Annotated in this window: 14 protein-coding genes; 12 read left to right on the top strand and 2 right to left on the bottom strand. The window is 71.0% G+C overall.

Annotation, left to right across the window (positions count from 1 at the left end):
• Positions 1–207 precede the first annotated feature (207 nt).
• The 5 genes from ACFYY8_RS13425 to ACFYY8_RS13405 all read left to right on the top strand — a co-directional run bounded on the left by ACFYY8_RS13425 (position 208) and on the right by ACFYY8_RS13405 (position 5,800).
• Positions 208–315 (top strand): putative leader peptide, encoded by a 108-nt coding sequence (locus tag ACFYY8_RS13425; RefSeq protein WP_390040373.1) that lies wholly within the window; start codon positions 208–210, stop codon positions 313–315.
• A gap of 148 nt (positions 316–463) precedes the next feature.
• Positions 464–2,035 carry a sulfatase gene (locus ACFYY8_RS13420; protein WP_390040371.1) on the top strand — a complete coding sequence of 524 codons (1,572 nt, stop codon included), beginning with the start codon at positions 464–466 and terminating at the stop codon, positions 2,033–2,035.
• A 688-nt stretch (positions 2,036–2,723) separates the two neighbouring features.
• A complete protein-coding gene (locus tag ACFYY8_RS13415; RefSeq protein ID WP_390040369.1) occupies positions 2,724–3,482 on the top strand; it encodes an IclR family transcriptional regulator in 759 nt (252 codons plus the stop codon).
• Positions 3,483–3,563: 81 nt separating this feature from the next.
• Positions 3,564–4,427, top strand: a complete 864-nt coding sequence (locus tag ACFYY8_RS13410; protein WP_390040367.1) for an SMP-30/gluconolactonase/LRE family protein — start codon at positions 3,564–3,566, stop codon at positions 4,425–4,427.
• A gap of 74 nt (positions 4,428–4,501) precedes the next feature.
• On the top strand, positions 4,502–5,800 hold the full coding sequence (locus tag ACFYY8_RS13405) for an endonuclease Q family protein (protein WP_390040365.1): 1,299 nt from the start codon (positions 4,502–4,504) through the stop codon (positions 5,798–5,800).
• Positions 5,801–5,865: 65 nt separating this feature from the next.
• Here ACFYY8_RS13405 and ACFYY8_RS13400 read toward each other — a convergent pair whose 3' ends face one another.
• Positions 5,866–9,564 (bottom strand): WD40 repeat domain-containing serine/threonine protein kinase, encoded by a 3,699-nt coding sequence (locus tag ACFYY8_RS13400; RefSeq protein ID WP_390040363.1) that lies wholly within the window; start codon positions 9,562–9,564, stop codon positions 5,866–5,868.
• A 68-nt stretch (positions 9,565–9,632) separates the two neighbouring features.
• Here ACFYY8_RS13400 and ACFYY8_RS13395 point away from each other — a divergent pair, with 68 nt between their 5' ends.
• Both ACFYY8_RS13395 and ACFYY8_RS13390 read left to right on the top strand, forming a co-directional pair.
• Positions 9,633–12,347 carry a BTAD domain-containing putative transcriptional regulator gene (locus tag ACFYY8_RS13395; protein WP_390040362.1) on the top strand — a complete coding sequence of 905 codons (2,715 nt, stop codon included), beginning with the start codon at positions 9,633–9,635 and terminating at the stop codon, positions 12,345–12,347.
• A 144-nt stretch (positions 12,348–12,491) separates the two neighbouring features.
• Entirely contained in the window at positions 12,492–12,899 is a 408-nt protein-coding gene (locus ACFYY8_RS13390; protein ID WP_390040360.1) for an NUDIX domain-containing protein, read from the top strand.
• Between the two features lie 83 nt (positions 12,900–12,982).
• On the opposite strand, the gene ACFYY8_RS13385 is transcribed toward ACFYY8_RS13390, so the two are convergent.
• Positions 12,983–13,351, bottom strand: coding sequence for a hypothetical protein (locus tag ACFYY8_RS13385; protein WP_390040358.1), 369 nt, complete (start codon positions 13,349–13,351; stop codon positions 12,983–12,985).
• A gap of 636 nt (positions 13,352–13,987) precedes the next feature.
• Between ACFYY8_RS13385 and ACFYY8_RS13380 the strand changes: the two genes are divergently transcribed.
• The 5 genes from ACFYY8_RS13380 to ACFYY8_RS13360 are packed head-to-tail and all read left to right on the top strand — an operon-like array spanning position 13,988 to position 21,737.
• Positions 13,988–14,500 carry a hypothetical protein gene (locus ACFYY8_RS13380; RefSeq protein ID WP_390040356.1) on the top strand — a complete coding sequence of 171 codons (513 nt, stop codon included), beginning with the start codon at positions 13,988–13,990 and terminating at the stop codon, positions 14,498–14,500.
• Positions 14,466–16,109 carry a SulP family inorganic anion transporter gene (locus tag ACFYY8_RS13375; RefSeq protein ID WP_390040354.1) on the top strand — a complete coding sequence of 548 codons (1,644 nt, stop codon included), beginning with the start codon at positions 14,466–14,468 and terminating at the stop codon, positions 16,107–16,109. Before ACFYY8_RS13380 ends, ACFYY8_RS13375 begins: the two co-directional genes overlap by 35 nt.
• Complete coding sequence (locus tag ACFYY8_RS13370) at positions 16,106–19,114, top strand: YbcC family protein (RefSeq protein ID WP_390040352.1); 3,009 nt, start codon at positions 16,106–16,108, stop codon at positions 19,112–19,114. Before ACFYY8_RS13375 ends, ACFYY8_RS13370 begins: the two co-directional genes overlap by 4 nt.
• On the top strand, positions 19,111–20,469 hold the full coding sequence (locus ACFYY8_RS13365; protein ID WP_390040350.1) for a proton-conducting transporter membrane subunit: 1,359 nt from the start codon (positions 19,111–19,113) through the stop codon (positions 20,467–20,469). The genes ACFYY8_RS13370 and ACFYY8_RS13365 overlap by 4 nt, the downstream gene beginning before the upstream one ends.
• Positions 20,466–21,737: a proton-conducting transporter membrane subunit gene (locus tag ACFYY8_RS13360; RefSeq protein WP_390040348.1), complete on the top strand. Its 1,272-nt coding sequence runs from the start codon at positions 20,466–20,468 to the stop codon at positions 21,735–21,737. Before ACFYY8_RS13365 ends, ACFYY8_RS13360 begins: the two co-directional genes overlap by 4 nt.
• Positions 21,738–21,858 lie beyond the last annotated feature (121 nt).

Here is a 21,858-nt window from a genome sequence, read left to right as displayed (position 1 = left end):
TGCCATCCGGGGCACCGGCATCGCGAAGCCTTTTCCGCCCTCGGCCGTGAGGCCCGGAGCGGCATGTTCCGACGAAACAGGTACGCCGCCGACAAACGGCTACGCGAGGTCGTGAACAGAACGAACGCCGCACGCGACACCGGTTCAGTGGCGAGTTCACACAATTACCCACTTGACCGGTAGGGATAATTCGGATTCGATGTGATTATGACATCGACCGCCTGGAGTGGACACAGCTTCCACGCCACTGTGCGGCGTCACATCGACTTGGCGCGTGTGAGCAGCGCCATGTGTCGCCCGGTTCTCTCCCACTGATTCTCCGGCCTCTTTTTCGGGTGCGAATTTCCGTGCCCACAACCGCTGTCACCCCTGGATGAACTCCACCCTGTTCGAGGCTGGAATGCCTCGGCACGCATTCATCGACGCCAAACGATGGAACAGGTATTCCGAGAAAGGGTGCGGTATGAACGTCCTCAAACCACATCGTCACCGATCGAAACTCCTGGGGGCTCTGCTCGTCGTATCCGCGATCATCACCTACGCGGGTGTGAGGCTCGACAGTCCTCCGGCGTCGGCGACGACGACCCGGCCCAACATCGTCTTCATCCTCACCGACGACCTCAACGAGGACGTCTTCGGCAAGGACGCCGGGCTCCAGTCGCTCCTGACCAGCCAGGGAACGACGTTCAACAAGCAGTTCGTGGAACTGTCGCTGTGCTGCCCGTCGCGGGTGTCCACGCTGCGCGGGCAGTTCGCGCACAACACGGGCATCTACACCAACGACGCCGCCTCCGGTGGCGGATTCCAGTCCTTCCGCAACAAAGGGCTGGAGAACTCGACCGTCGCCACCTGGCTGCAGAGCGCCGGATACCGTACCGGATTCTTCGGTAAATACCTCAACGGGTACCCCAACGGAGCGCCGAGCAGCACCTACATTCCGCCCGGGTGGACGCGCTGGTTCAGCCCCAACGGCGGAAGCCCGTATTCGGAGTACAACTACGACGTCAACGACAACGGCACGACCGTCCATTTCGGCGGCGCGTCGTCTGACTACGGCGTCGACGTGATCTCTCGCAGGCTGACCACGTTCATCAAGAACACCACCACCGACTACCCGGACAAGCCTTTCTTCACCTACGTCGCCCCCTACATCCCGCACGGACCGGCGACGCCGCCGCCGCGTTACGACGGCATCTACCCCAACGCCAAGGCGCCGCGCACCCCGTCCTTCAACGAGGACGACGTCAGCGACAAGCCGGCCTGGATCCGCAACAAGCCCAAGCTCACCGCCGCCCAGATCAGCAACATCGACGCCTTCTACGAAAAGCGCAGGGAATCCCTGCGCGCGGTCGCCGACCTCGTCCAGGACACGATCGACACCCTGCGGGCGCAGGGCGTACTCGACAACACCTACATCGTCTTCACCTCGGACAACGGCTTCCACCAGGGTCAGCACCGCCTGAACTCCGGCAAGAACACCGCCTTCGAGGAGGATCTCAACGTTCCGCTGGTCATCCGCGGACCCGGCGTCCCCGCCGGGGCGGTCGTCAACGCCTTCACCCTCAACGTCGACCTCGCGCCGACCTTCGCCGAACTGGCCGGAGCGACCGCTCCCTCCTTCGTCGACGGCCGCTCACTCGTGCCGTTCCTGCGCGGCACCACACCGTCGCCGTGGCGCCTGGCGTTCCTCAACGAGCACGCCGGACCCAGCACCCTGAACACCAACACCCTGAACAACCTGCTGGAGCCCCAGGACCCCGGCGACGCGCAGGCGCTCGCCTCCGGAGGCGCCCCCGTCTACGTCGGCCTGCGGGCCAAACCCAACACGCTCGGCGTGAACGCGGCGCTGAACTACGTCGCCTACGACAACGGCGAACACGAGCTGTACAACCTGTCGGCCGATCCCCACCAACTCGACAACTCCTACAGCGGCGCCGACTCCACGCTCAGGCAGAGGCTCGACACCTGGGTCGGCAGACTCAAGAACGCCTCCGGGCAGGCGCTGCGAGACGCGGAGGAGAACCCACCGCAGTAGAGGACCCGTCACGGTGCGGGCGGGGACTCCCCGCCCGCACCAGAGGATGAGAAGCCCGAGTGACGTGTTGCGGCACCACCGCGTTCTCGCCCTCCTTCGCCGTGCGGTTCGCCCCGCTCCGGGCCGGAGGTGACGCCTCGAACCACTTCTCCGGCGGTGCCGTCCTCGCCCGCCCCCTCATCGTGGGTTACGCTGTCCCCCACCTGCTCCGGCTCCGGCCGGAGAGGGCCGCCCGGGCTTCCGAACGTACGACCGACGGCCCGGCGTGCCACTCATCACCCTCAAGGGTTCGCGACTTCCATCTACCCTTGATCTCGATCACGACGACCTGGGTCGCTCATCACCCTCAAGGGTTCGCGACTTCCAGCTGTCCTTCACGTCGATCCCGACGACCTGGCTCGCTCATCACCTTCAAGGGTTCACACCCGTGATCGTTCGGCGGCGCACGGGTCGTTCACCTCTGTGAGGACCCGGCGCCTGCCCTGGCTGAAGGCTCGGGTGCGCCGTACCCGGATGGAGGGGTAACGGGACGGTCTCTCAGAGCGACAGACTGGGGGTAGGCTTCGCGGACTGTGTTCGGTGCCCTGTTCACCGGTTCGGTGAACCTTCCTCGACTCTCGGCCGTTGACTGGCGATAATTCCGCATGACGCTACAGCATTCCATTATCCGGAACAGGCGAGGAGAATCATGGGTGAGGGCCGGTCACCGGTGGGAAGCGTCGACCGCGCCCTGCTGATCCTGCGGGAGATCGGCAGGCACAGCGGAGGGGTGACCCTCGACGAGTTGTCCACCCGGCTCGGACTGCCGAAGAGCTCGCTGCACCGCCTGCTCAGCGCGCTGAAGCACCGGGGGTTCGCCGCGCAGCCCGAGCCGGGCGGCCCCTACTACCTGGGCACCGAGATGCTGGCCACGGCCTTCGGGTTCTACGAGACCATGGACCTGCGCGCTCTCGTGCGTCCGCTGCTGACGCGGCTGAGCGAGGAGTTCACCGAGACCGTGCACATGGCCATGCTCGACGGGGCCGAGGTGGTCTACCTCGACAAGATCGAGGCCGTGCGTTCGATCACGATGACCTCGGTGATCGGCGGGCGCGACCTCGCGCACTGCACGGGGGTGGGCAAGGCCCTGCTGGCCTGGACGTATCCCGCCGACGAGGCGATCAAGGCATGGGCCGAGCGGTACGGCCCGCTCGCCTCGCGGACCCGCAACACGATCACCGGCCTGGCGCGGCTGGCCACCAACCTGGCCCAGGTCAGGGAGCGCGGTTACGCGCTCGACCTTGAGGAGAACGAACCCGGGGTGCGGTGCGTGTCGGCTCCGATCTTCATGGGCAAGTCGGCCCCCATCGCCGCGGTGAGCGTGACGGCCCTCAAGAGCCGCATGTCACAGGCCCGGATGGAGGAGTGCGGCGACTTCCTGCGGCGGGCCGTGGCCGAGCGTCTCTGACCCTTGACAGGTCGTTCGCCGTGGTGGTCTGCTGAGCCCTATTTGGAATGGCATTCTGCTATATGGAATAGGAACACCCTCATGAACCTCCCCCTGGTCTCCGAGCCGAGGGTCGTTCCCGGGCCCCGCGCGTCACTGGGTGAGGGACCGCACTGGGACGGGCACACCCAGACCCTGCTGTGGGTGGACATTCCCGCAGGCACGGTGCACCGCTTCGATCCGGCGGACGGCTCGCACGGTGTGATCGACGTGGGCATGCCGGTCGGCGCCGCGGTCCCCAGAGCGGAGGGCGGGCTGGCCCTGGCCGTCAGGGACGGCTTCGCCGTACTCACGGAAGACAGGTTGGAGGTGGTCGCGCCGGTCACGGCGGGCGAACGGCCGGGGAACCGGATGAACGACGGCGCCTGCGACCGGGCGGGCCGGTTCTTCGCGGGCACCATGTCCGAGGACGACACCCCGGGCGCCGGGGCGCTCTACCGGCTCGGGCCGGGGCGACGTTGTGAGCGCGTGGTCGCGGACGTCTCGATCTCCAACGGCGTGGCCTGGAGCCCGGACGAGCGGCTGATGTACTACGCGGACACGCTCACGGGACGGGTCGACGTCTTCGACTACGACCCGGCCGACGGGAGTCTGGGCGACCGCAGGGTGTTCGCGGTGATCCCCAGGGGGATGCCCGACGGTCTCACCGTCGACGCGTCCGGGCACGTGTGGGTCGCGCTGTGGGGCGGCGGGGCCGTACTGCGGCTGCGTCCCGACGGGAGTCTCGACCTGACCGTCGAGATCCCCGCGACCAACGTGACGAGCTGCGCGTTCGGCGGCCCGGACCTGGACGTGCTGTACGTGACCAGCGCCTGGAACGGGAGGACGGGCGGCGAGCTGTTCCGCTGCGAGACCTCCCTCACCGGCCTGCCCGCCAACCCGTACCGGGAGAACGTCGTCCCCTGACGGACGACCACGGGGAGAGACGGGTACGACCCCCGCACGGATTAGCGGGGCCTTTCCATGGAAAAGTGTCTGGAATGCGCTTCCATGCGGATCTGCACATCCACTCGAAGTACTCACGGGCGTGCAGCAGGGACAGCGACCTGGCGCATCTGACCAGGTGGGCGCGGCACAAGGGTGTCACGCTGATGGGGACGGGCGACTTCACGCATCCGTCCTGGTTCGCGCTGCTGCGCGAGGGGCTCGTACCCGCCGAGCCCGGCCTGTTCCGGCTGCGTGACGACCTCGACCGGGAGGTCGCCAGGACGCTGCCGTCCTCGGTCGCCTCGGCCCCGGTGCGGTTCATGCTCACCGTCGAGGTGTCCACGGTCTACCGGCGTGGCGGCCGTACCCGCAAGCTCCATCACCTGGTCAACGTGCCGGGCTTCGAGGCGGCCGAGACGTTCAACCGTGAACTGGGCAAGGTCGGCGACCTGGGCGCCGACGGCAGGCCGACGCTCGGCCTCGACTCCCGCGACCTGCTGGAGATCGCCCTGAACAGCGGCGAGGGGTCCTACCTGGTCCCGGCCCACGTCTGGACGCCGTGGTTCGGGGTCTTCGGCTCCAAGTCGGGGTTCGACACGGTCGAGGAGTGCTACGGCGACCTGTCCGGGCACATCTTCGCGCTGGAGACCGGCCTGTCGAGCGACCCGGAGATGAACCGGCGGGTCTCCATGCTGGACGGCTACCGCCTGGTCAGCTACTCGGACGCGCACTCGCCGCCCAGGATCGGCCGGGAGACCACGGTGCTCGACACCGATCTCGACTACTTCGCGGTGCTGGACGCGCTGCGGACCGGCGCGGGCTACGAGGGGACGGTCGAGTTCTTCCCCGAGGAGGGCCGCTACCACCTGGACGGGCACCGTAAGTGCGGCGTCAGGCTTGAACCCGAGGAGACGCGCCGCCTCGGCGGGATCTGCCCGGTGTGCGGCAAGCCGCTCACCGTCGGCGTGCTGAGCCGCGTCGAGGACCTGGCCGACCGTCCCGAGGGCGTACGGCCCGCGGGCGACGTCTCCGTCTCCGAGGGTCTCGTCCCGCTGCCGGAGATCATGGGCGAGATCCTCGGCGTCGGGCCCGGCAGCAAGAAGGTCGCCGGTGAGGCCGACCGGCTGGTCGCCGCCCTCGGCCCCGAGCTGCGGATCCTCCAGGAGGTTCCGGTCGGCGACCTGGAGGCCCGCCTCCCCAGGCTCGGGGAGGCGATCGGCAGGCTGCGCCGGGGCGAGGTCATCAGGGAGCCCGGGTTCGACGGCGAGTACGGCGTGATCCGCCTGTTCGCCCCCGGCGAGCGGGAGGCGCCGACGCTCTTCGACACCCCGGCCGACGTGAATCAGCGTTGAGCGTCCTCCCCTGACGGGTACGGCGACGCGCGCCCGGGACCTGACTCGGGGGTCGTGGGCGGACGTCACGGGCAGACCGTCTGGAACTCCACACCGGGGGGAACGTACTGGGCCCATTCCGCCGGGCTGAGCGAACGACCGGGAACGGCACAGACGGCCGCGAGGATGTCGGCGGGGACGGCCACATCCCACAGCCGTACCGCGTCGTCGCCTCCGGTGGTCAGGGTACGGCCGTCCGGACTGAACGCGACCGAGAAGACCATGCCGGCGTGACCGGTGAGCGGGGCGCCCAACTGCCGCCGAACGTCGACATTCCACAACCGCACTGTCCGGTCCTCGCCGCCGCTGGCCAGGGTGTGGCCGTCCGAGCTGAACGCCACCGACAGGGCACCGCGCTGGGTGGCGAGGGGGGCGCCGTCCTGCCTGCGGGTGGCCACCTCCCACAGTCGCACCGTACGATCCTCGCCGCCGCTGGCCAACGTGCGACCGTCAGGACTGAACGCCACCGAGTAGACGATGCCGATGTGACCGGTGAGGGAGGCGACCTGCTCGTGGGCGCCCACGTCCCACAACCGCACCGCACCGTCGTCGCCACCGCCGGCCAAAATGCGGCCATCCGGACTGAACACCACCGAACGGACACCGAGCTGAGTGCCGAGGGGAGCACCGACCTGCCGACGGGTACCCATGTCCCATAACCGCACCGCATCGCCATCGCTACTGGCCAGGATGCGACCGTCAGGACTGAACGCCACCGAGGAGATGACGCCGTCGGGCCCGGTAAGAGGGGCACCGGTCTGCCGTCGTGCGCCCACATCCCACAACCGCACCACCCCTTCGTCGTCGCCGACGGCCAAGACACGGCCATCCGGGCTGAACGCCATCGGCTGGCCACTGCTCTTGGTGGCGAGGGAGGCGATCTGCCGGTGGGTGCTCACCTCCCACAACCGCACTCCGTCGTCGCCGCCGACGGCCAGGGTGTGACCGTCCGGACTGAGCGCCGCCGACCGAACCGCGTAGGCGCGGCCGGCGAAGGGGGCGCTGACCTGCCGCCGTGTGCCCACATCCCACAACCGCACCGTGCCGTCCTGACCGGCGGTGGCGAGGGTGCGGCCGTCCAGGCTGAACGCCAGCGAGTCGACGATGCCGATGTGACCGACAAGAGGAGCGTCTCCCCGTCGCGTGTCCACATTCCACAACCACACCGCACCGTCGTTGGTGACGGTGGCGAGGGTACGGCCGTCGGGGCTGAACGCCACCGAGAAGATCCTGTCGGTCAACGCCGGACGAGGACCACCGGCATGCCGCCGGCTGTCGGCGTCCCGCAACCGCACCTTGTGGCTCTCGCCGCCGGTGGCCAGGATGCGGCCGTCCGGACTGAACGCCGTCGCGACGATCACCGTGTCGGTCCGCTCGGTAAGAGGGTCACCGATCTGTCGCCGCGTTCCCACATCCCACAACCGCGCCGCGCCGTCGGCGTCGACGCTGGCCAGTCTGCGGCCGTCCGGGCTGAACACCACCGACAGGACCTCGTCGGTGTGGCCGGTGAAGGGGGCGCCGATCTGCCGGTGGGTACGCATGTCCCACAACCGCACCCCACGGTCCCCGGCGCCGGTGACCAGGGTACGGCCGTCAGGGCTGAACGCCACCGAGTAGACGATGCCGGTGTGGCCGGTGAGCGGGGCGCCGATCCGCCGGTAGGTGCCCACCTCCCACAACCGCACCACACCGTGGTCGTCTCCGGTGGCCAGGATGCGGCCGTCCGGACTGAACGCCACCGACCGGACCGCGTCGGTCGAGGTAGGGAGGGAGGCGACCTGTCGGCGAGTGCCCACGTCCCGCAGCCACACCACACCGTCATCGTCGACGGTGGCCAGGAGGCGACCATCCGGACTGAACGCCACTGAGATGATGACACCGGTCTGACCGGTGAGCGGGGCGCCGACCCGCCGCCGTGCTCCCACATCCCACAACCGCACCGTGCCCTCATCAGCGCCGATGGCCAGGGTGTGGCCGTCCGGACTGAACGCCATCCGGGAGGACATGCCGACGGAGCCGGCCAGGACGGCACGTCCCGGTCTGCTGAGAAATCCGAGCATGGCGGCGCGGGCTTCGGGGCTCCGGTCGAATTTCCACGCGGTGGCGGCCAGAAGCGCCGACAGCGGAGGATCGTCGGCGAGGAGTTCGCTCTGCGCCGCGAGCTGGCGGGAGAGGGCGATGTCGCGTTGCCGGTCGGCGTTCCGCTGGGCGAGGACGGCGAGTCCCGCGGCGACCAGGGAGATGACCAGCAGGACGCTCAGCGCGGCCAGGACCGTCCGGCGACGCCGGGCACCGCGGCGGGCGGCGGCGGTGCAGGCGGACAGGAAGGCGCCTTCCAGCGGAATCAGCGTGACGTTGCGGCGTTCGCCCGCGGCCCAGTCCAGGGTGCGGTCGAGCGCGGAGCCGTGCAGCAGGTCCCCGGGTTTGCGGCCGTGGCGTTCCCACGCTCGGGCCGCCTGTGTCAGCCGCCGGTGGACGGGCAGGCCGTCGCGTTCCTCGGCCACCCACTCCCGCAGCCTCGGCCAGGCCTGGATGAGCGCCGGGTGGGTGAGGGTGAAGGCGGTTTCGGTCTCGACGACGAGCCCTGCCGCGCCGTACAGCGCGAGCAGCGAGGAGACCGGGCCTTCGTCGTCGGCGCCGGGCAGTTCGTCACGGGGGACGCTCCTGATGACCTCGTCGTCGCCGCCGGAGGCGTCGACCATGCGCAGGAAGATCTCGGGGGCCGCGGCGCGCTCACCGTCGGACAGCTCCTGGTAGAGCTCCTCGGCGGTGGTGCCGAGATCGGGTTCGAAGGCGTCCGCCGTACGCGGCGGGCGTACCCACGACGCGGCGCCGCCTCCGTCGGCCAGCAGGACGTCGTCGGCCGGCGGGGTGGCGTCGCGGTGGTACGGCCCGCCCGGGGAGGTGGACGGGGCCGGGCGTGACTCCTCCAGGCCGCCCAGCAGACCGAGCAGGAGGTCGCGGGCCGAGGGCCGCGACTCCGGTTCCCGTTCCAGCGCGCGGGCAACCGGTTCCCGCAGCGCGTGGGCCAGGCCGCCCAGGTCGGGCCGGAAGTCGAGCACCCGGGTCACGACGGCCATGGGCTCCTGGTCCGGGAGGGGGTCGTGCCCCGTGGCGGCGAACAGGACGGTCATGCCCCACGCCCAGATGTCGGCGGCGGCCGTGGCGTCGTGTCCCGCGAACAGCTCCGGGGCCATGTAGCCGGGCGTGCCCATCATCGGCCCCACCGTGGTGCCCGGGACGCCGAGCTGCCGGGCGATCCCGAAGTCGATCACCCGGGGGCCGTCCTGGCCCAGGATGATGTTGTCGGGTTTGAGGTCGCGGTGCACGATGCCGACCCGGTGGATGGCCGTCAGCGCGGTCGCGACACCGATGGCCAGCCTCACCAGCAGATCACCGCCGTAGGGACCCGAACGGTCGATCACCTGACGCAGGTTCGGCCCCGGCACGTACTCGCTGACGACGTAGGCCTCGGGCAGGTCGGTCCTGGCCTCGATGACCCTGGCCGTGCAGAACGACGCCACCCGCCGCGCGGCCGCGACCTCCTTGGCCAGCCGGGCGCGTGAGACGGGGTCGTCCAGCCGGGGCACCTTGACGGCGACGCGCTCACCGCTTTCGCCGTAGGCCTCGTAGACCACTCCCTGGCCACCCGCGCCCAACCGACCGGCCAGCCAGTAACCTCCCACCCGCTGCGGGTCGGAGGGGAGCAGCGGCGTACGTGGCATCGAATCCTCCCGTGATATGAAGGCTCGCGGTTACCGACGTGTCCGAACGGTGTCACCGGGAGACTGTCATGGATTTTCGGATCATGGGGGCGCTCCGGGTCGGCGACGGAGCGCGTGACCACACCCCGACGGCCGCCAAGCACCGCGACCTTCTGGCGCTCTTCGTGCTCAATCCGCGCCGCCCGATGCCGCTGGCCAGGCTTCATCACCTGCTGTGGCCGCACGAGGACGACGAGAGGTCCGACTCGCTGGTGCGCGGCTATGTCGGCAGGCTCAGACAGCTGATCGGCAAGGACGTCATCACGACGGTCGCGGGCACCTACACCCTGGTGATCGACGACGACCAGATCGACGTCCACCGGTTCCGGCGGCTGGTCGAGGAGGGACTGGCCGCCGCACGCGACGGACGGGACGAACACGCCCGTTCCCTGCTCGGTGAGGCGCTGGAGCTGTGGCGGGGGCCGGTGCTCGAGGACGTCGACCCCGACGGGCACCGGTGGGCGGAGACGTCGGCCATGCGTGAGGAGCTGGAGGAGCTCCGGCTGCTCGCCGTCGAACGGCGCGTCGACCTCGACCTGAAGGCCGGGCGCCACCGCGAGCTGGTGGCCGACCTCCGGCGGCTCGTCAGGCTGCATCCCCTGTGGCAGCGTTTCCACGGGCAGCACATGCTGGCCCTCTACCGCAGCGGGCGGCGCGTCGAGGCGCTGGAGGCCTACACCGGTCTGCGCCGGGCGATGGACGACGGGCACGCGATCGAGCCCGACCCCGAGCTGCAGCTGCTGTACCACCGCATGCTGCACGACGACGCCTCGCTGCACATCACGGCCGGGCCGCCCGTGCTCCTGCCCAACGACGTGACCCACTTCACCGGCAGGCAGTCCTCGCTGGCCCGGCTGGAGCGGCTGATGACCGATCCTGAGGGCCCTGCCCACGTCGTCGTTCACGGGCAGGCGGGGGCGGGCAAGTCGGCGCTCGCCGTACACGCCGCGTGGCGCGTGCGTGAGCGTTTTCCCGACGGCGTCTTCTACGCCGACCTGCGCGGCGACCAGGGCCTGCCGGTGAGCGCCGCCGCGGTCCTTGAGGATCTCCTGCGCTGGCTCGGTTGCCCCGTCCAGGCGATGCCCGCCACCCTCCAGCAGCGCGAGAGGCTGTTCCGCGCCTACACGGCCGGCCGGAGGATGCTCCTGCTGCTGGACAACGCCTGGCAGGAGAGCCAGGTTCGTCCCCTGCTCATCTCGTGCCCGACGATCGTCACCGGCCGTTCCCCGCTCGGCGGGCTCACCGACGTGGTGCGGCTGCCGGTGGACGTCCTGGACGACGACGAGGCGACGGCCCTCCTCGTGCGGCTGGTCGGCCCGCACCGGGCGGCGGCCGAGCCCGAGGCGACCCGCAGGCTCGGGCGCGCGTGCGGCGGCCTGCCCGTCGCGTTGCGCATCGCCGGGTCCCGGCTCGCGGCACGCCCGGCCTGGACGGTCGAGCACCTGGCGGCCCTCCTCGACGACGAGCACCGGCGGCTCGACCTGCTGCACTCGGGGGACCAGACCGTGCGCAGCGTCTACTCGATCGGCTACGACGAGCTTCCGGACGGTGCCAGGCACGTGCTGTGCGCGCTCGGGGCGCTCTCGGCCCCCGACTTCGCCCAGTGGGTCGCCACGCTGTTCGGCGGAGAGGCGGAGACGCTGGTGGACGCGGGTCTCCTGGAGACGCACAGCATCGACGCCGCCGGGCAGGTCCGCTACCGCATGCACGACATGACCCGCCTGTACGCCCGGGAACGGCTGGTCGCGCGGAGCGGGGAGGACGCCGTCCGCCAGACCCTCACCACGCTCGCGAGCGTCGTCATGACGAGGGTTCGCGCCTCCCGGTTCCCCCTGGTGTCCGGCGTGCGCGCCGACCGGCCCGCCTTCGCGACCACCGACATCCGCGAGTCGGTGAACTGGCTGCTGGCCGAGCGCGTGTTCCTGACCTCTCTGGTCGAGGACCTGCACAGGGCCGGGTTGTGGGACGCCGCCTGGCGGCTGGCCCACCTGCTCACGCCGTTCATGGAACGCCATCGTTTCCTCGACTCCTGGCGGCACGTCGGCGAACTCGCCCTGGAGGCGGCGCGCCGTACGGGGGACGGGCGCGCCGAGGCGCTCGCCCTGCGCGACCTGGGCGACCTGTACCGGGCGGAGCCGCGCTGGGACGACGCCCACGAACGGCTGCGGCTCGCACTCGGCATGTTCATGCGCGCGGGGTCGGCCAGGGACGTCGCCCACACCAGGCGGAGGCTCGGCCAGGTGCTCCTGGAGCAGGGCAGGCCGGCGGACGCCGAGCGCAACCTCACCGCGTGCCTCGCCCGGTTCGACGAGCGCGCCGACCCGTCCGGCGCCGCCGACGCGCGCCGCGCCCTCGGCACGGTGCTGCACCGGACGGGAAGGACGGACGAGGCGGCGGACGAGTTGGAGAAGGCGGTCTCGATCCTGTCCTCTCTCGGCGACCGGCACCGGCACGCCGACGCGCTCCTCGATCTCGCCTCGGTACGGCTGTCGCAGCTCCTGGTCCCCGAGGCCCGGGTCCTCGTCCAGGAGGCGAGAGGGATCTCCGTACGGCTCGGCGACCGGCTGCTCAACGCCCGGGCACTGCTCGTCCTCGCCGAGGCCGACCTGACCGAGGGGGCCACGGGGGCGGCCGAGCGCGCCTCCCGGCTCTCCCGGGAGGCGCTGGCCGTCTTCGAAGGCGCGGGCGACGGCCCGGGACGGGAGAAGGCCCTGGACGTGCTCGCCAGAAGCGGGCACCCCTGACGTCCGGCGCTCCGTGACCGCCCCGGGCGGTCGGGCCGTCGGCTCGCCCGGGGTGGCCCGGGGTGGCCCGGCGGACGGTGGACCTCCCCCGGTATCGGTGATGAGGTGGAAGATCCACACCATCACCGTCGAAAGGACCGTCCCGTGATCGACGCCGAGACCGGCTGGTACTTCATGCACGCCTCGATCAAGGCCGTGGTGCTGGTGGACGGCGGTGTCCTGCTCTGCCGGAACCCCCGGGACAAATGGGAGCTCCCCGGCGGGTGGCCGGACAGGGAGGACGACACCCTGGCCGAGGTCGTCCGGCGCGAGGTCCGCGAGGAGAGCGGCCTCGACGTGGTCGTCGGCCCCGTCGTCGGCGCGGAGATCATGAGCATCGGGAAGTCGAAGGTGCTCATCGTGGCGGTGCGCGCCACGGTCGACGGCTCCGCCTCGCTCCAGGTCAGTGCGGAGCACAGCGCCCTCCGTTTCTTCCCCGTGGACGAGCTCCCGGAGGATCTGGAGAACGGCTACGCCGACCTGATCGGCAAGGCCGTCGCCTTCCCCGCCTGAGCCGCACGGCGGGGAGGGCGAGAACGCGGGCCCGGCCGGAGACGCCCCTGAGAATCCGGCCGGGCGGTGTGCCACCGTGGTGGTCAGCAGTTCTTGATCGACCGCGGGTACGGCGCGAAGGCCTTGATGGGGTACGTGGCGGTCCACGTCGCCGTGGAGCCCCCCGGGATGGTCTTGCAGGGCAGGTCACGGGCCCAGCGGATGTCGACCTTCTTGCGTGAGGTGCGGGAGCCGCAGTTTCCCCAGGTGATCCGGTAGGTACGGGTGTGCCTGCCCGGCTTGTGCGTGTCCTTGTGGGTGATCGTTCCACCGCAGTCGGAGGCGGCCACCGCGGTGGGCGCCTGAGGGGCCCGCGTCTGTCCCGCGTTCGCCGGGCCGACCGCCGTGAGCAGCCCGGCCGCCGTGACGGCCGCCACGGCGGTCACTCTCAGAGAGGAGCTTGGTGCGCGCATGTTCGGCTCTCCTTGTCGGAAGCGGAATGTCATGGGCACCGTAGGCAGGGGGGTGTTGAGGATTCGTTGAGGATCCGTTGGGTCCGGCGCCCCCGTCTCCCGGCCCGCGCCGTACGACCGCACGCCGGAGAACGACCGGCGCGTTCCCTATAAGGAACTCAACATTCTTCCCATGTTAGGGAAACACGTTATGGCACACGAAATTAAGGCATTCATCGTATAGAAAAGACGATGTTAGGTATTTGGGTTATAGCCGGGCATCACAGCGAATGCCGATATCCGTGTAGAGAAAACAGCGATCCCGCAGCCCTTCCGATAACGCTTTGGTAACGTTTCCCTGTTCACGACCTGCATCGTTTACGGAAAGTCATAGTGACATTGACCGGAAGAATTTCCGGCAACCGGCAGATCGTCGCAGCTAGAGTACGGTCGCGTGCGCCGCGAAGCCACGGATGGAGAGTGAACAACCACTCTTCGTAGGTCTTGACCGATTTAATCCTTTTCTGGATCAATCATGAGGCTTCATCCCGACCCATATCGTGGCCCGGAGCCAAAGTGACCCCGCCATCCCTCGACTCGCCGAATGCCCCTTTTGTCAGGGCATCATCCCGGCACGGGCGGAAACTGCTTCGTGCGGTGGGGGCGGCGCTCGCGGTCGTGATGGCGATGACGTCATGGGTCGAGACGATCGCCCCGGCCAGGGCCTTTTCCGTGGCCTGCGCGGACACCCGCCATCACCACCACCACGAGGAGCTCGACCGCACCAGGGCCGTCCCACCGACCCCGGTGCGAGGCCCGATCAGCGGGACGGCCATGGGAAGCCTCGATTCCCCGGTCGCCACCGCCTTCGGCGACGAGCACGACACCTTCGGGAACGACTCGCGTGAGGTCAAGGACGACTTCACCGACAGTGAGACCACCGACTCCCGTCCTCCGGTACGCGACGTCACCGTCGCGATCCACCAGGAGCGGCCGTCGGAGACGATCCTCGAAACGAGCGTGGCCCGCGGTCCCCCCGTGCGCCCAGGACGCCTGCGAGCAGGCGTTTCCCGTGCGCACGACCTCCGGCCGAACACGGCAGGAGCAGACCGCCCACGCCCTTGTGAGGATCTCAGTGACGTCAGAACAGCACGGCCTGAAGGCCCATGACGACTTAGCCACCGCGCCCCGCCGCGGCGCCTTCCAGACGGCCGACGTCAAGTCCGGCTTCCTGGTCTTTCTCATCGCCCTCCCGCTCTGCCTGGGGATCGCGCTGGCCAGCGGGTTCCCGCCGGTCGCCGGTGTCCTGACGGCGATCGTCGGCGGTGTGCTGGTCAGCCTGCTCGGCAGCGCGCCCCTGACCATCAAGGGTCCCGCCGCGGGCCTGATCGTGATCGCGCTCGGCGCGGTCCAGGAGCTCGGCGGAGGCGACCTCGCGGTCGGCTACCGGCGGGCGCTGGCCGTCGGCGTCGTCGCCGCGGTCGTCCAGATCGCCTTCGCGCTGTGCCGGGTGGCCACCGTCGGCATCGCCATGTCCCCCTCGGTCGTGCACGGCATGCTCGCCGCGATCGGGATCATCATCATCTCCAAGCAGGCGCACGTCGCGCTCGGCGTCAAGCCGGAGAGCAAGGAGACCCTCGGCCTGATCGCGGAGATCCCGCACAGCGTCGCCAGTGCCAACCCCCGCGTCCTGCTGCTCGGCGCGCTCGGCCTGCTGATCATGTTCGGCATGCCGCTGATCAGGGCCAGGTGGGCCAGGGCCGTACCCGCGCCGCTGGTCGTGCTCGCCGTGACCGTGCCGGTCGCGCTGTGGTTCCACGTCGGTGTCCCGCACGACTACCGGTTCATGACCACGACCTACCACCTCGGCCCCGAGTTCCTCGTCCGGCTCCCCGGCACCCTGCTCGACGCCGTGGCCTTCCCCGACTTCTCGGTGATCCTCAGCGGGACGTCGCTGAAGTACGTGGTGATGTTCGCCCTGATCGGCACCATCGAGTCGACGCTGACCGTGCTGGCGGTCGACTCCATGGACCCCGAGAGGCGTTCCTCCGACCTCAACCGCGACCTGCTCGCGCTCGGCGGCGGCAACCTCGTCTCCGCGCTGATCGGCGGCCTGCCGATGATCTCGGAGATCGTCCGCAGCCGGGCCAACATCGACGCGGGCGCCGCCTCCCGGGGGTCCAACTTCTTCCACGGCGTCTTCCTGCTGCTGTTCGTCGCCCTGGCGCCGGGCCTGCTGCAGACCATCCCGCTGGCGGTGCTGGCCGCCATGCTCGTCTACACCGGCACCAGGCTCGCCTCCCCCCGCGAGTTCGCCCACGCCCGTGAGGTCGGCCTCGACCAGCTCGCCCTGTTCCTGACCACCATGTTCGTCACGCTCGCCACCGACCTGCTCATGGGCGTCGCGGCCGGTCTCGCCCTGAAGATCGTGCTGCACCTGGTCCGCGGGGTGCCGCCGGTGGCCTTCCTGCGGCCCCGCGCCGAGGCCGTCCGTTCGGGGAGCGTGCTGAACGTCCGGATCCCCGCCGCCGCCGTCTTCACCGCCCTGCTGCCGCTGCGCCGTACGGTCGGCGGGGCCACCAAGAACGACACGGAGGACAGCGGCGTCACCGAGGTCGTCGTCGACGTGACGGACGCGACGCTCGTCGACCACACCTTCCTTTCCGGGCTGGCCACGATGTCACGTGAGTGGCGGGCCACCCTCACCCTGCGCGGCCTCGACGGGCTCGTCCCCGTCTCCGCCCACCCGCAGGCGACCAGACGCCGGAGGCGAGCATGACCCATCTGGACATCGCCGCGGCCCCCGGACGTGGGGACCGCGTCACGGACGTCACCGAGCTTGTCGAACGGGCGGCGAGGCTGCTGCCCGAGCAGGCTCCGTTGCAGACGTTCGTCCACCACAACACCCTGCACGCCTTCGAGCACCTGCCCTTCGACGAGGCCGTCGTCAGCGCGGCGCGGGTGTTCGGCACCGAGCCGTTCCAGAGCGAGGCGGCCTTCCGGGACCACGTCGGCTCCGGACGGATCCGTCCCTCGGACATCGACGCGGTCGCCGAGGCCGAGGCACCCGGCGGTGCCCCGATCGTGCCGGGCGGGCCGACGCGGGCGCGCTTCCTCGCCCTGCGGCTGCGGCACCTGTTCGAGATCCCCAGCGGCGCCGCGCTCGACTGGCTGCTCCTGGAGACCGACGCCAGAACCCGCCTCAGTGACCTTCTCGACCCTCGGCGACGCGCCGAGCTGCTCGCACAGGCCGGCCGCGACTGGACCACGACGCCCGAACAGACTGCGCGGGCTTCGCAGGCGCGGCTTCTCGACACCCTGTGGAACGGCTTGGCCGCGGCGGCTCCGATGACGCCCGGCGCGGGCGCTCCCCCGGCACGCGGACGGGACCGGATCCTCGCCGCGACCGGGACCGACACCGACGAGCTGGTGCACCCGCTGCTGATCCGGCTGTCGGCGGCCTTCCTCGACCAGGGGATCGCCTACTGGCCGATGCCCGAGCGCGAACTGGGCTTCCTGCACGCCTTCCGCCGCCTGTACGGCCAGGCGGGCGGCCCGCCCGACCGGTTCCTGCGGGGTCTCGGCGCCGAGCTGAGACGGCAGGAGGCCGAGGGCTGGACGGCGGAGCGGACGGTCGTCTGGGCCCTGGACGAGCTGGCCGTACCCGAGGAGGCCCGGGGCGCCGCGATCGAGGCGACGCTGCTGTCGCTGCGCGGCTGGGCGGGCATGATGCGTCAGTTCGAGCACCGGCCCGACCTGGCGCCGGTCGAGGCGCGTGAGGCACGGCTGCTCGACTACCTGGCCGTCCAGCTCGTCCTGGACGTCCAGGCCGCACGGCACGCGATGGCCGGTCACCTCGACCGGCCGCCCAGGGTGACCGGCGCCGACGACGAGGCGGTACGGCCCGGCCTCGAACTGGTCTACGAGGCGTTCGTCCTGGCGCAGCTGATGCCCGTGGACATCACGGTCCTCACCAGGCCCGAACACGCCGCCGCCTGGCTCGGGGCGGTCGCCGCCTGCGACGAGACCGAACGGCGCCGTCTGCTGCACCTGGCCTACGAACGGCGGCACCGGGTCGGGGCGCTCGACGCGCTCGACGCCCACCGGCGGTTCACGGCCGGAGCGCCGCCCGTCATGGCGCCGCCCGTCACGATGCAGGCCGTGTTCTGCATCGACGAGCGGGAGGAGTCCCTGCGCAGGCACCTTGAGGAGCACTTCCCGCAGGCCAGGACCTACGGCTACGCCGGTTTCTTCGGGGTGGCCATGACCTACCTGGGGTTGGGCGAGGTGCGCCCGCGCCCGCTGTGCCCGGTCGTCGTCACCCCGACACACCTGGTCGTCGAGGAACCCGCCGAGTCCCGTACGGCACGGCAGCCGGGATCACGGCACGGCCGCCGGGGCGGGCTGAGCCTGGGTCTGGCCGTGGGCAGCAGGACCCTGGCGCGCGGCAGCGTGATCTCGCTCGGCCTCGGGGCGACCCAGGTCGTCACGCTGGTCGGCCGCTGCCTGTTCCCGCGCCGGTTCCACCGCTGGTCCCGGCGCCTCGACCACGACCCCGGCGGCGGGGCCGTGACCAGGCTGGCGATCGAGCGGGCCCCCGGCGCCGTGGAGACCGAGGACGGCCTGCGGCGGGGATACTCCGTGCCGGAGATGACGCAGGTCGTCTCCTCGGCCCTGTGGACGACCGGGCTCGGCCGTGACCTGGCGCCCGTCGTGCTGATCGTCGGCCACGGCTCCTCCAGCCTCAACAACCCGCACGAGTCGGCGCACGACTGCGGGGCGACCGGCGGCGGGCGCGGCGGCCCCAACGCGCGCGCGTTCGCGGCGATGGCCAACCACCCTGGGGTACGCGCCGGGCTGCGTGACCTGGGCGTCGACGTCCCCGAGACCACCTGGTTCGTCGGGGCGTACCACAACACCTGCGACGACTCCATGACCTACTACGACGAGGACCTCGTCCCCGAGCGGTCGAGGCACGCGGTCGAGGAGGCCAAGCGGGTCATGGCGCGGGCGTGCGTCCTGGACGCGCACGAACGCTGCCGCAGGTTCGAGTCCGCCCCCCTCGACCTGCCGCTCGACGCGGCGCTGGCCCACGTCGAGAGTCACACCGTCGACCTGGGCCAGCCCAGGCCCGAGTACGGCCACGCCACGAACGCGATCGGCGTCGTCGGGCGCAGGTCGCGCACCCGGGGGCTCTTCCTCGACCGGCGGGCCTTCCTCGTCTCCTACGACCCGGAGGGCGACCCGTCGGGGGACCTGCTGACGAACCTGCTGCTCGCGGCGGGGCCGGTCTGCGCGGGCATCAACCTGGAGTACTACTTCAGCTACGTCGACCCGGCGGGGTACGGGTGCGGCACGAAGCTGCCGCACAACATCGTCGGCCTGCTCGGCGTCATGGACGGCCACGCCTCCGACCTGCGCACGGGCCTGCCCTGGCAGATGGTCGAGATCCACGAGCCGGTACGGCTGCTGCTCGTCGTCGAGACCGAGCCCGAGCGGCTGGCCGCGATCGTGGGGGCGCACGCCGTACTGGAACGGCTCGTGAGCAACGGATGGATCCAGCTCGTCGCGTGGAGCCCGTCCTCGGACGCGATGCACGTCTTCGAGCGGGGCGGCTTCGTGCCGTACGTCCCCGAGGGGGAGGCCCTCCCCACGGTGCACCGCTCGGCGCAGTTCTACGCGGGCAGGCGGGAGCACCTGGGGTTCGCCCATGTGACGGCCTCCCTCGGCACGGGGTCCGGGGAGCGGGTCTCCCCGGAGCCGGTCGGAGAGGAGGCGTCGTGAACGACACCCTCCAGCGGTTTCTGCTGCTCTCGGTCGCCGGGCTCCCGCTCGGGGCGTTCGCCCTGATGGCGGTGTTCGCCTGGCAGGGGCGGCGGCGGGTCGAGCGGGCCGTCTCGACGGCCGTCGCGCTGGCCTTCGGGCTGGCGACGGCCGCCGCGCTCACACTGGCCTGCGTCATGGTCGGCGAGGGGCGGACGTTGGTGACGGCGCCCGTCGGCACCTGGTTCGGCAGCGGGGAGTCGGAGTTCCACCTGCTGCTCGTGGGTGACCGGCTCTCGCTGCCCTTCGCGATCCTGTCCGCGCTGCTGTGCGGCCTGATCGGTGTCTTCTCCCGGCGCTACCTGCACCGGGAGCCCGGCTACCTGCGCTTCTACATGTTGCTGGCGCTGTTCGGCGCGGGCGTCGAGCTGGTGGCCCTCGCGGGCGCCCTCGAACTGTCCCTCGTCGGCTGGGAGCTGGCCGGACTGTCCTCGGCGTTGCTGATCGCGTTCTTCCACGAGCGCAGGAGGCCGGTCGAGCACGGTCTGCGGGCGTTCCTCGTCTACCGGGCGTGTGACGTGGGCCTGCTGGTCGCGGTGGTGTGGTTGCACCACGCCACCGGCTCGTCGAGCGTGGCCGGGGTCGACGGCGGCGGGTGGGCGCTCTTCCCGCCCCCCACGTCGAGCGGGGACGCGCTCGTGGTCGGCCTGGCGTTGCTGTGGGCCTCGATGGGCAAGGCCGCCCAGGTCCCGCTCGGCGGCTGGCTGCCCCGCGCCATGGAGGGACCGACGCCGTCGAGCGCCGTCTTCTACGGCGCGATCTCCGTCAGCATGGGGCCGTACCTCCTGCTGCGCACCGAGTCGGCCTGGTCGGGGGCGCCGGGGGTGCGGGCGGCGATCGTGGTGGTCGGCGCGCTGACCGCCGTACACGCCACCCTGGTCGGCCGTACCCAGACCGACATCAAGAGCACGCTGGCCTACGCCTCGATGACCCAGATCGGGGTGGTCCTGGTCGAGGTCGGGCTCGGGCTGCGGTATCTCGCGCTGGCGCACCTGGTCGCGCACGCCGCGTCGCGCACCGCCCAGATCCTGCGTTCGCCGAGCCTGATCCACGACCACCACCACCTCGAACAGGCGCTGGGCGCGCCACTGCCGCCGACGGGAAGGCATCTGGACCGGCTCGTCCCGGCGGGCGCGCGGGCGTGGCTGTACCGCTACGCGCTCGAACGCGGCTACTTCGACGCGTGGCTGCGCGACCACCTGGTCGGCGGGCTGGCGCGCCTGGTCAGGCGGGCCGAGTCGCTGGACGACCGGTGGGCGCGGCTGCTGAGCACCGGTGACACCACCGTTCCCGTGCGAGAGGGGCGCACGTCGTGATCACCTTTGTTCCCTCGCTGGTCGCGGCGCTGTTCCTGGTGTCCTCCGTGGTCGTCGCCCGGGTGGCCGACCGGCAGGCCGCCCGCCGTACCGCGGTGACCTGCGCGTCGGCCGCGACGGCGCTGTCCGTCGTGCTGCCCTGGTCGGGAGGGTTCGTCCCGTTCCTTTCCGGCGAACACGCCGCGCTGCCGGAGGGCACGGCCAGGCTCGTCGTCGTCGCGACGTGCGCGGCGGGCCTGCTGGTCGTCGCGATGAGCCCGCTGGCCTCCCACCCGCCCGCGACGCTGGCCAGGATCCTGCGGCTGCTCGCGGTCTCCTGCGGCTTCGTGGCCGTACGGCACCAGGCCGTCGACGTCGTGCTGTGGGCGCTGTCGGCCTGGCTGGTGTGGGCCGGGCTGCGCGGCGGCGAGGGAAGCCGGGGCGGCGACCGGCTCGACCGGCTCTTCGCCGCCTACCACCTGCCCGGCGTCCTGCTCTTCGGGATGGGCTCCGCGCTGTCGGCCACCGGCTGGCGGACGGCGGGCGGCGTCCTCGTGGTGCTCGCGATCATGGCCAGGTTCGCGGTCGTCCCGCTGCACAGCTGGTATCCCCGCTTCGTCGAGCGGGTCCCGCTGGGGGTCGTGGTCGTCTTCTACGCCGCGCCTCTCGGCCTGCTCGCCCAGCTCGACCTGCCGGTTCCGCTCGCCCACGACGTGGCGCTGCTCGGCGGTGCGACCGCCGTCGTGGCCGCGCTGTTCGGGGTGGTCCAGGGGGAGGCGAGGCGCGCGCTGGCCTTCCTGACGATGAGCCAGACCGGGCTGGTGACGTGCGGGCTCGGCGGTTCGCCGGAGGCGGTCTCCGGGGCGGTGCTGACCTGGGAGGCCTCCGCGCTGGCCGTCTCCGGGCTCGCCATGACGCTGGCCGCCCTTGAGGCGCGGCGCGGCACGCTGTCGCTGCGCGCGCCGAGCGGGAACTTCGCCAGGACCCCCCGGCTGGCCGTGGCGTTCCTGCTGTGCGGGCTCGCCACGGTCGGCTTCCCGCTCTCCCTGGGGTTCGTGGGCGGCCACCTGCTGATCCACGGCTCGGTCACCGGGTCACCGGTCGTCTGGCTCGCGCTGGCCGGGGCCGTCGGCGTCAACGGCATGACCGTGATGCGGTGCTTCTTCGCGCTGTTCGCGGGCAGCCGTACGCACTCGGGGGAACGTGACCTCGTCCCGCTTGAGACGTACGCGCTGACGATCGCGATCGGCGCGCTGCTGGTCGGAGGCCTCTTCCCGCTGACCCCCTGACCCCGCGGAACCCAAAGGACCGGCCGCCGGACTCCGGCGGCCGGTCATATGAAGCTCCATCGCGCCACACGGTCTCGTTCGTGTCGTACGGCTGCGCCAACGCGGTAAGACCTCGTGTGGC

Origin of the sequence: Streptosporangium sp. NPDC001559, assembly GCF_042893955.1 — a bacterium.
Lineage (GTDB): Bacteria > Actinomycetota > Actinomycetes > Streptosporangiales > Streptosporangiaceae > Streptosporangium.
This window is presented reverse-complemented; position numbering and strand designations above follow the sequence as displayed.

What these genes read in the sequence shown, in the direction of transcription:
- ACFYY8_RS13405 (WP_390040365.1), top strand. Translation starts at nt 4,502, where the DNA reads ATGCGCTTCCATGCGGATCTGCACATCCACTCGAAGTACTCACGGGCG.
- ACFYY8_RS13395 (WP_390040362.1), top strand. Translation starts at nt 9,633, where the DNA reads ATGGATTTTCGGATCATGGGGGCGCTCCGGGTCGGCGACGGAGCGCGT.
- ACFYY8_RS13425 (WP_390040373.1), top strand. Translation starts at nt 208, where the DNA reads ATGACATCGACCGCCTGGAGTGGACACAGCTTCCACGCCACTGTGCGG.
- ACFYY8_RS13370 (WP_390040352.1), top strand. Translation starts at nt 16,106, where the DNA reads ATGACCCATCTGGACATCGCCGCGGCCCCCGGACGTGGGGACCGCGTC.
- ACFYY8_RS13420 (WP_390040371.1), top strand. Translation starts at nt 464, where the DNA reads ATGAACGTCCTCAAACCACATCGTCACCGATCGAAACTCCTGGGGGCT.
- ACFYY8_RS13400 (WP_390040363.1), bottom strand. Translation starts at nt 9,564, where the DNA reads ATGCCACGTACGCCGCTGCTCCCCTCCGACCCGCAGCGGGTGGGAGGT.
- ACFYY8_RS13410 (WP_390040367.1), top strand. Translation starts at nt 3,564, where the DNA reads ATGAACCTCCCCCTGGTCTCCGAGCCGAGGGTCGTTCCCGGGCCCCGC.
- ACFYY8_RS13385 (WP_390040358.1), bottom strand. Translation starts at nt 13,351, where the DNA reads ATGCGCGCACCAAGCTCCTCTCTGAGAGTGACCGCCGTGGCGGCCGTC.
- ACFYY8_RS13415 (WP_390040369.1), top strand. Translation starts at nt 2,724, where the DNA reads ATGGGTGAGGGCCGGTCACCGGTGGGAAGCGTCGACCGCGCCCTGCTG.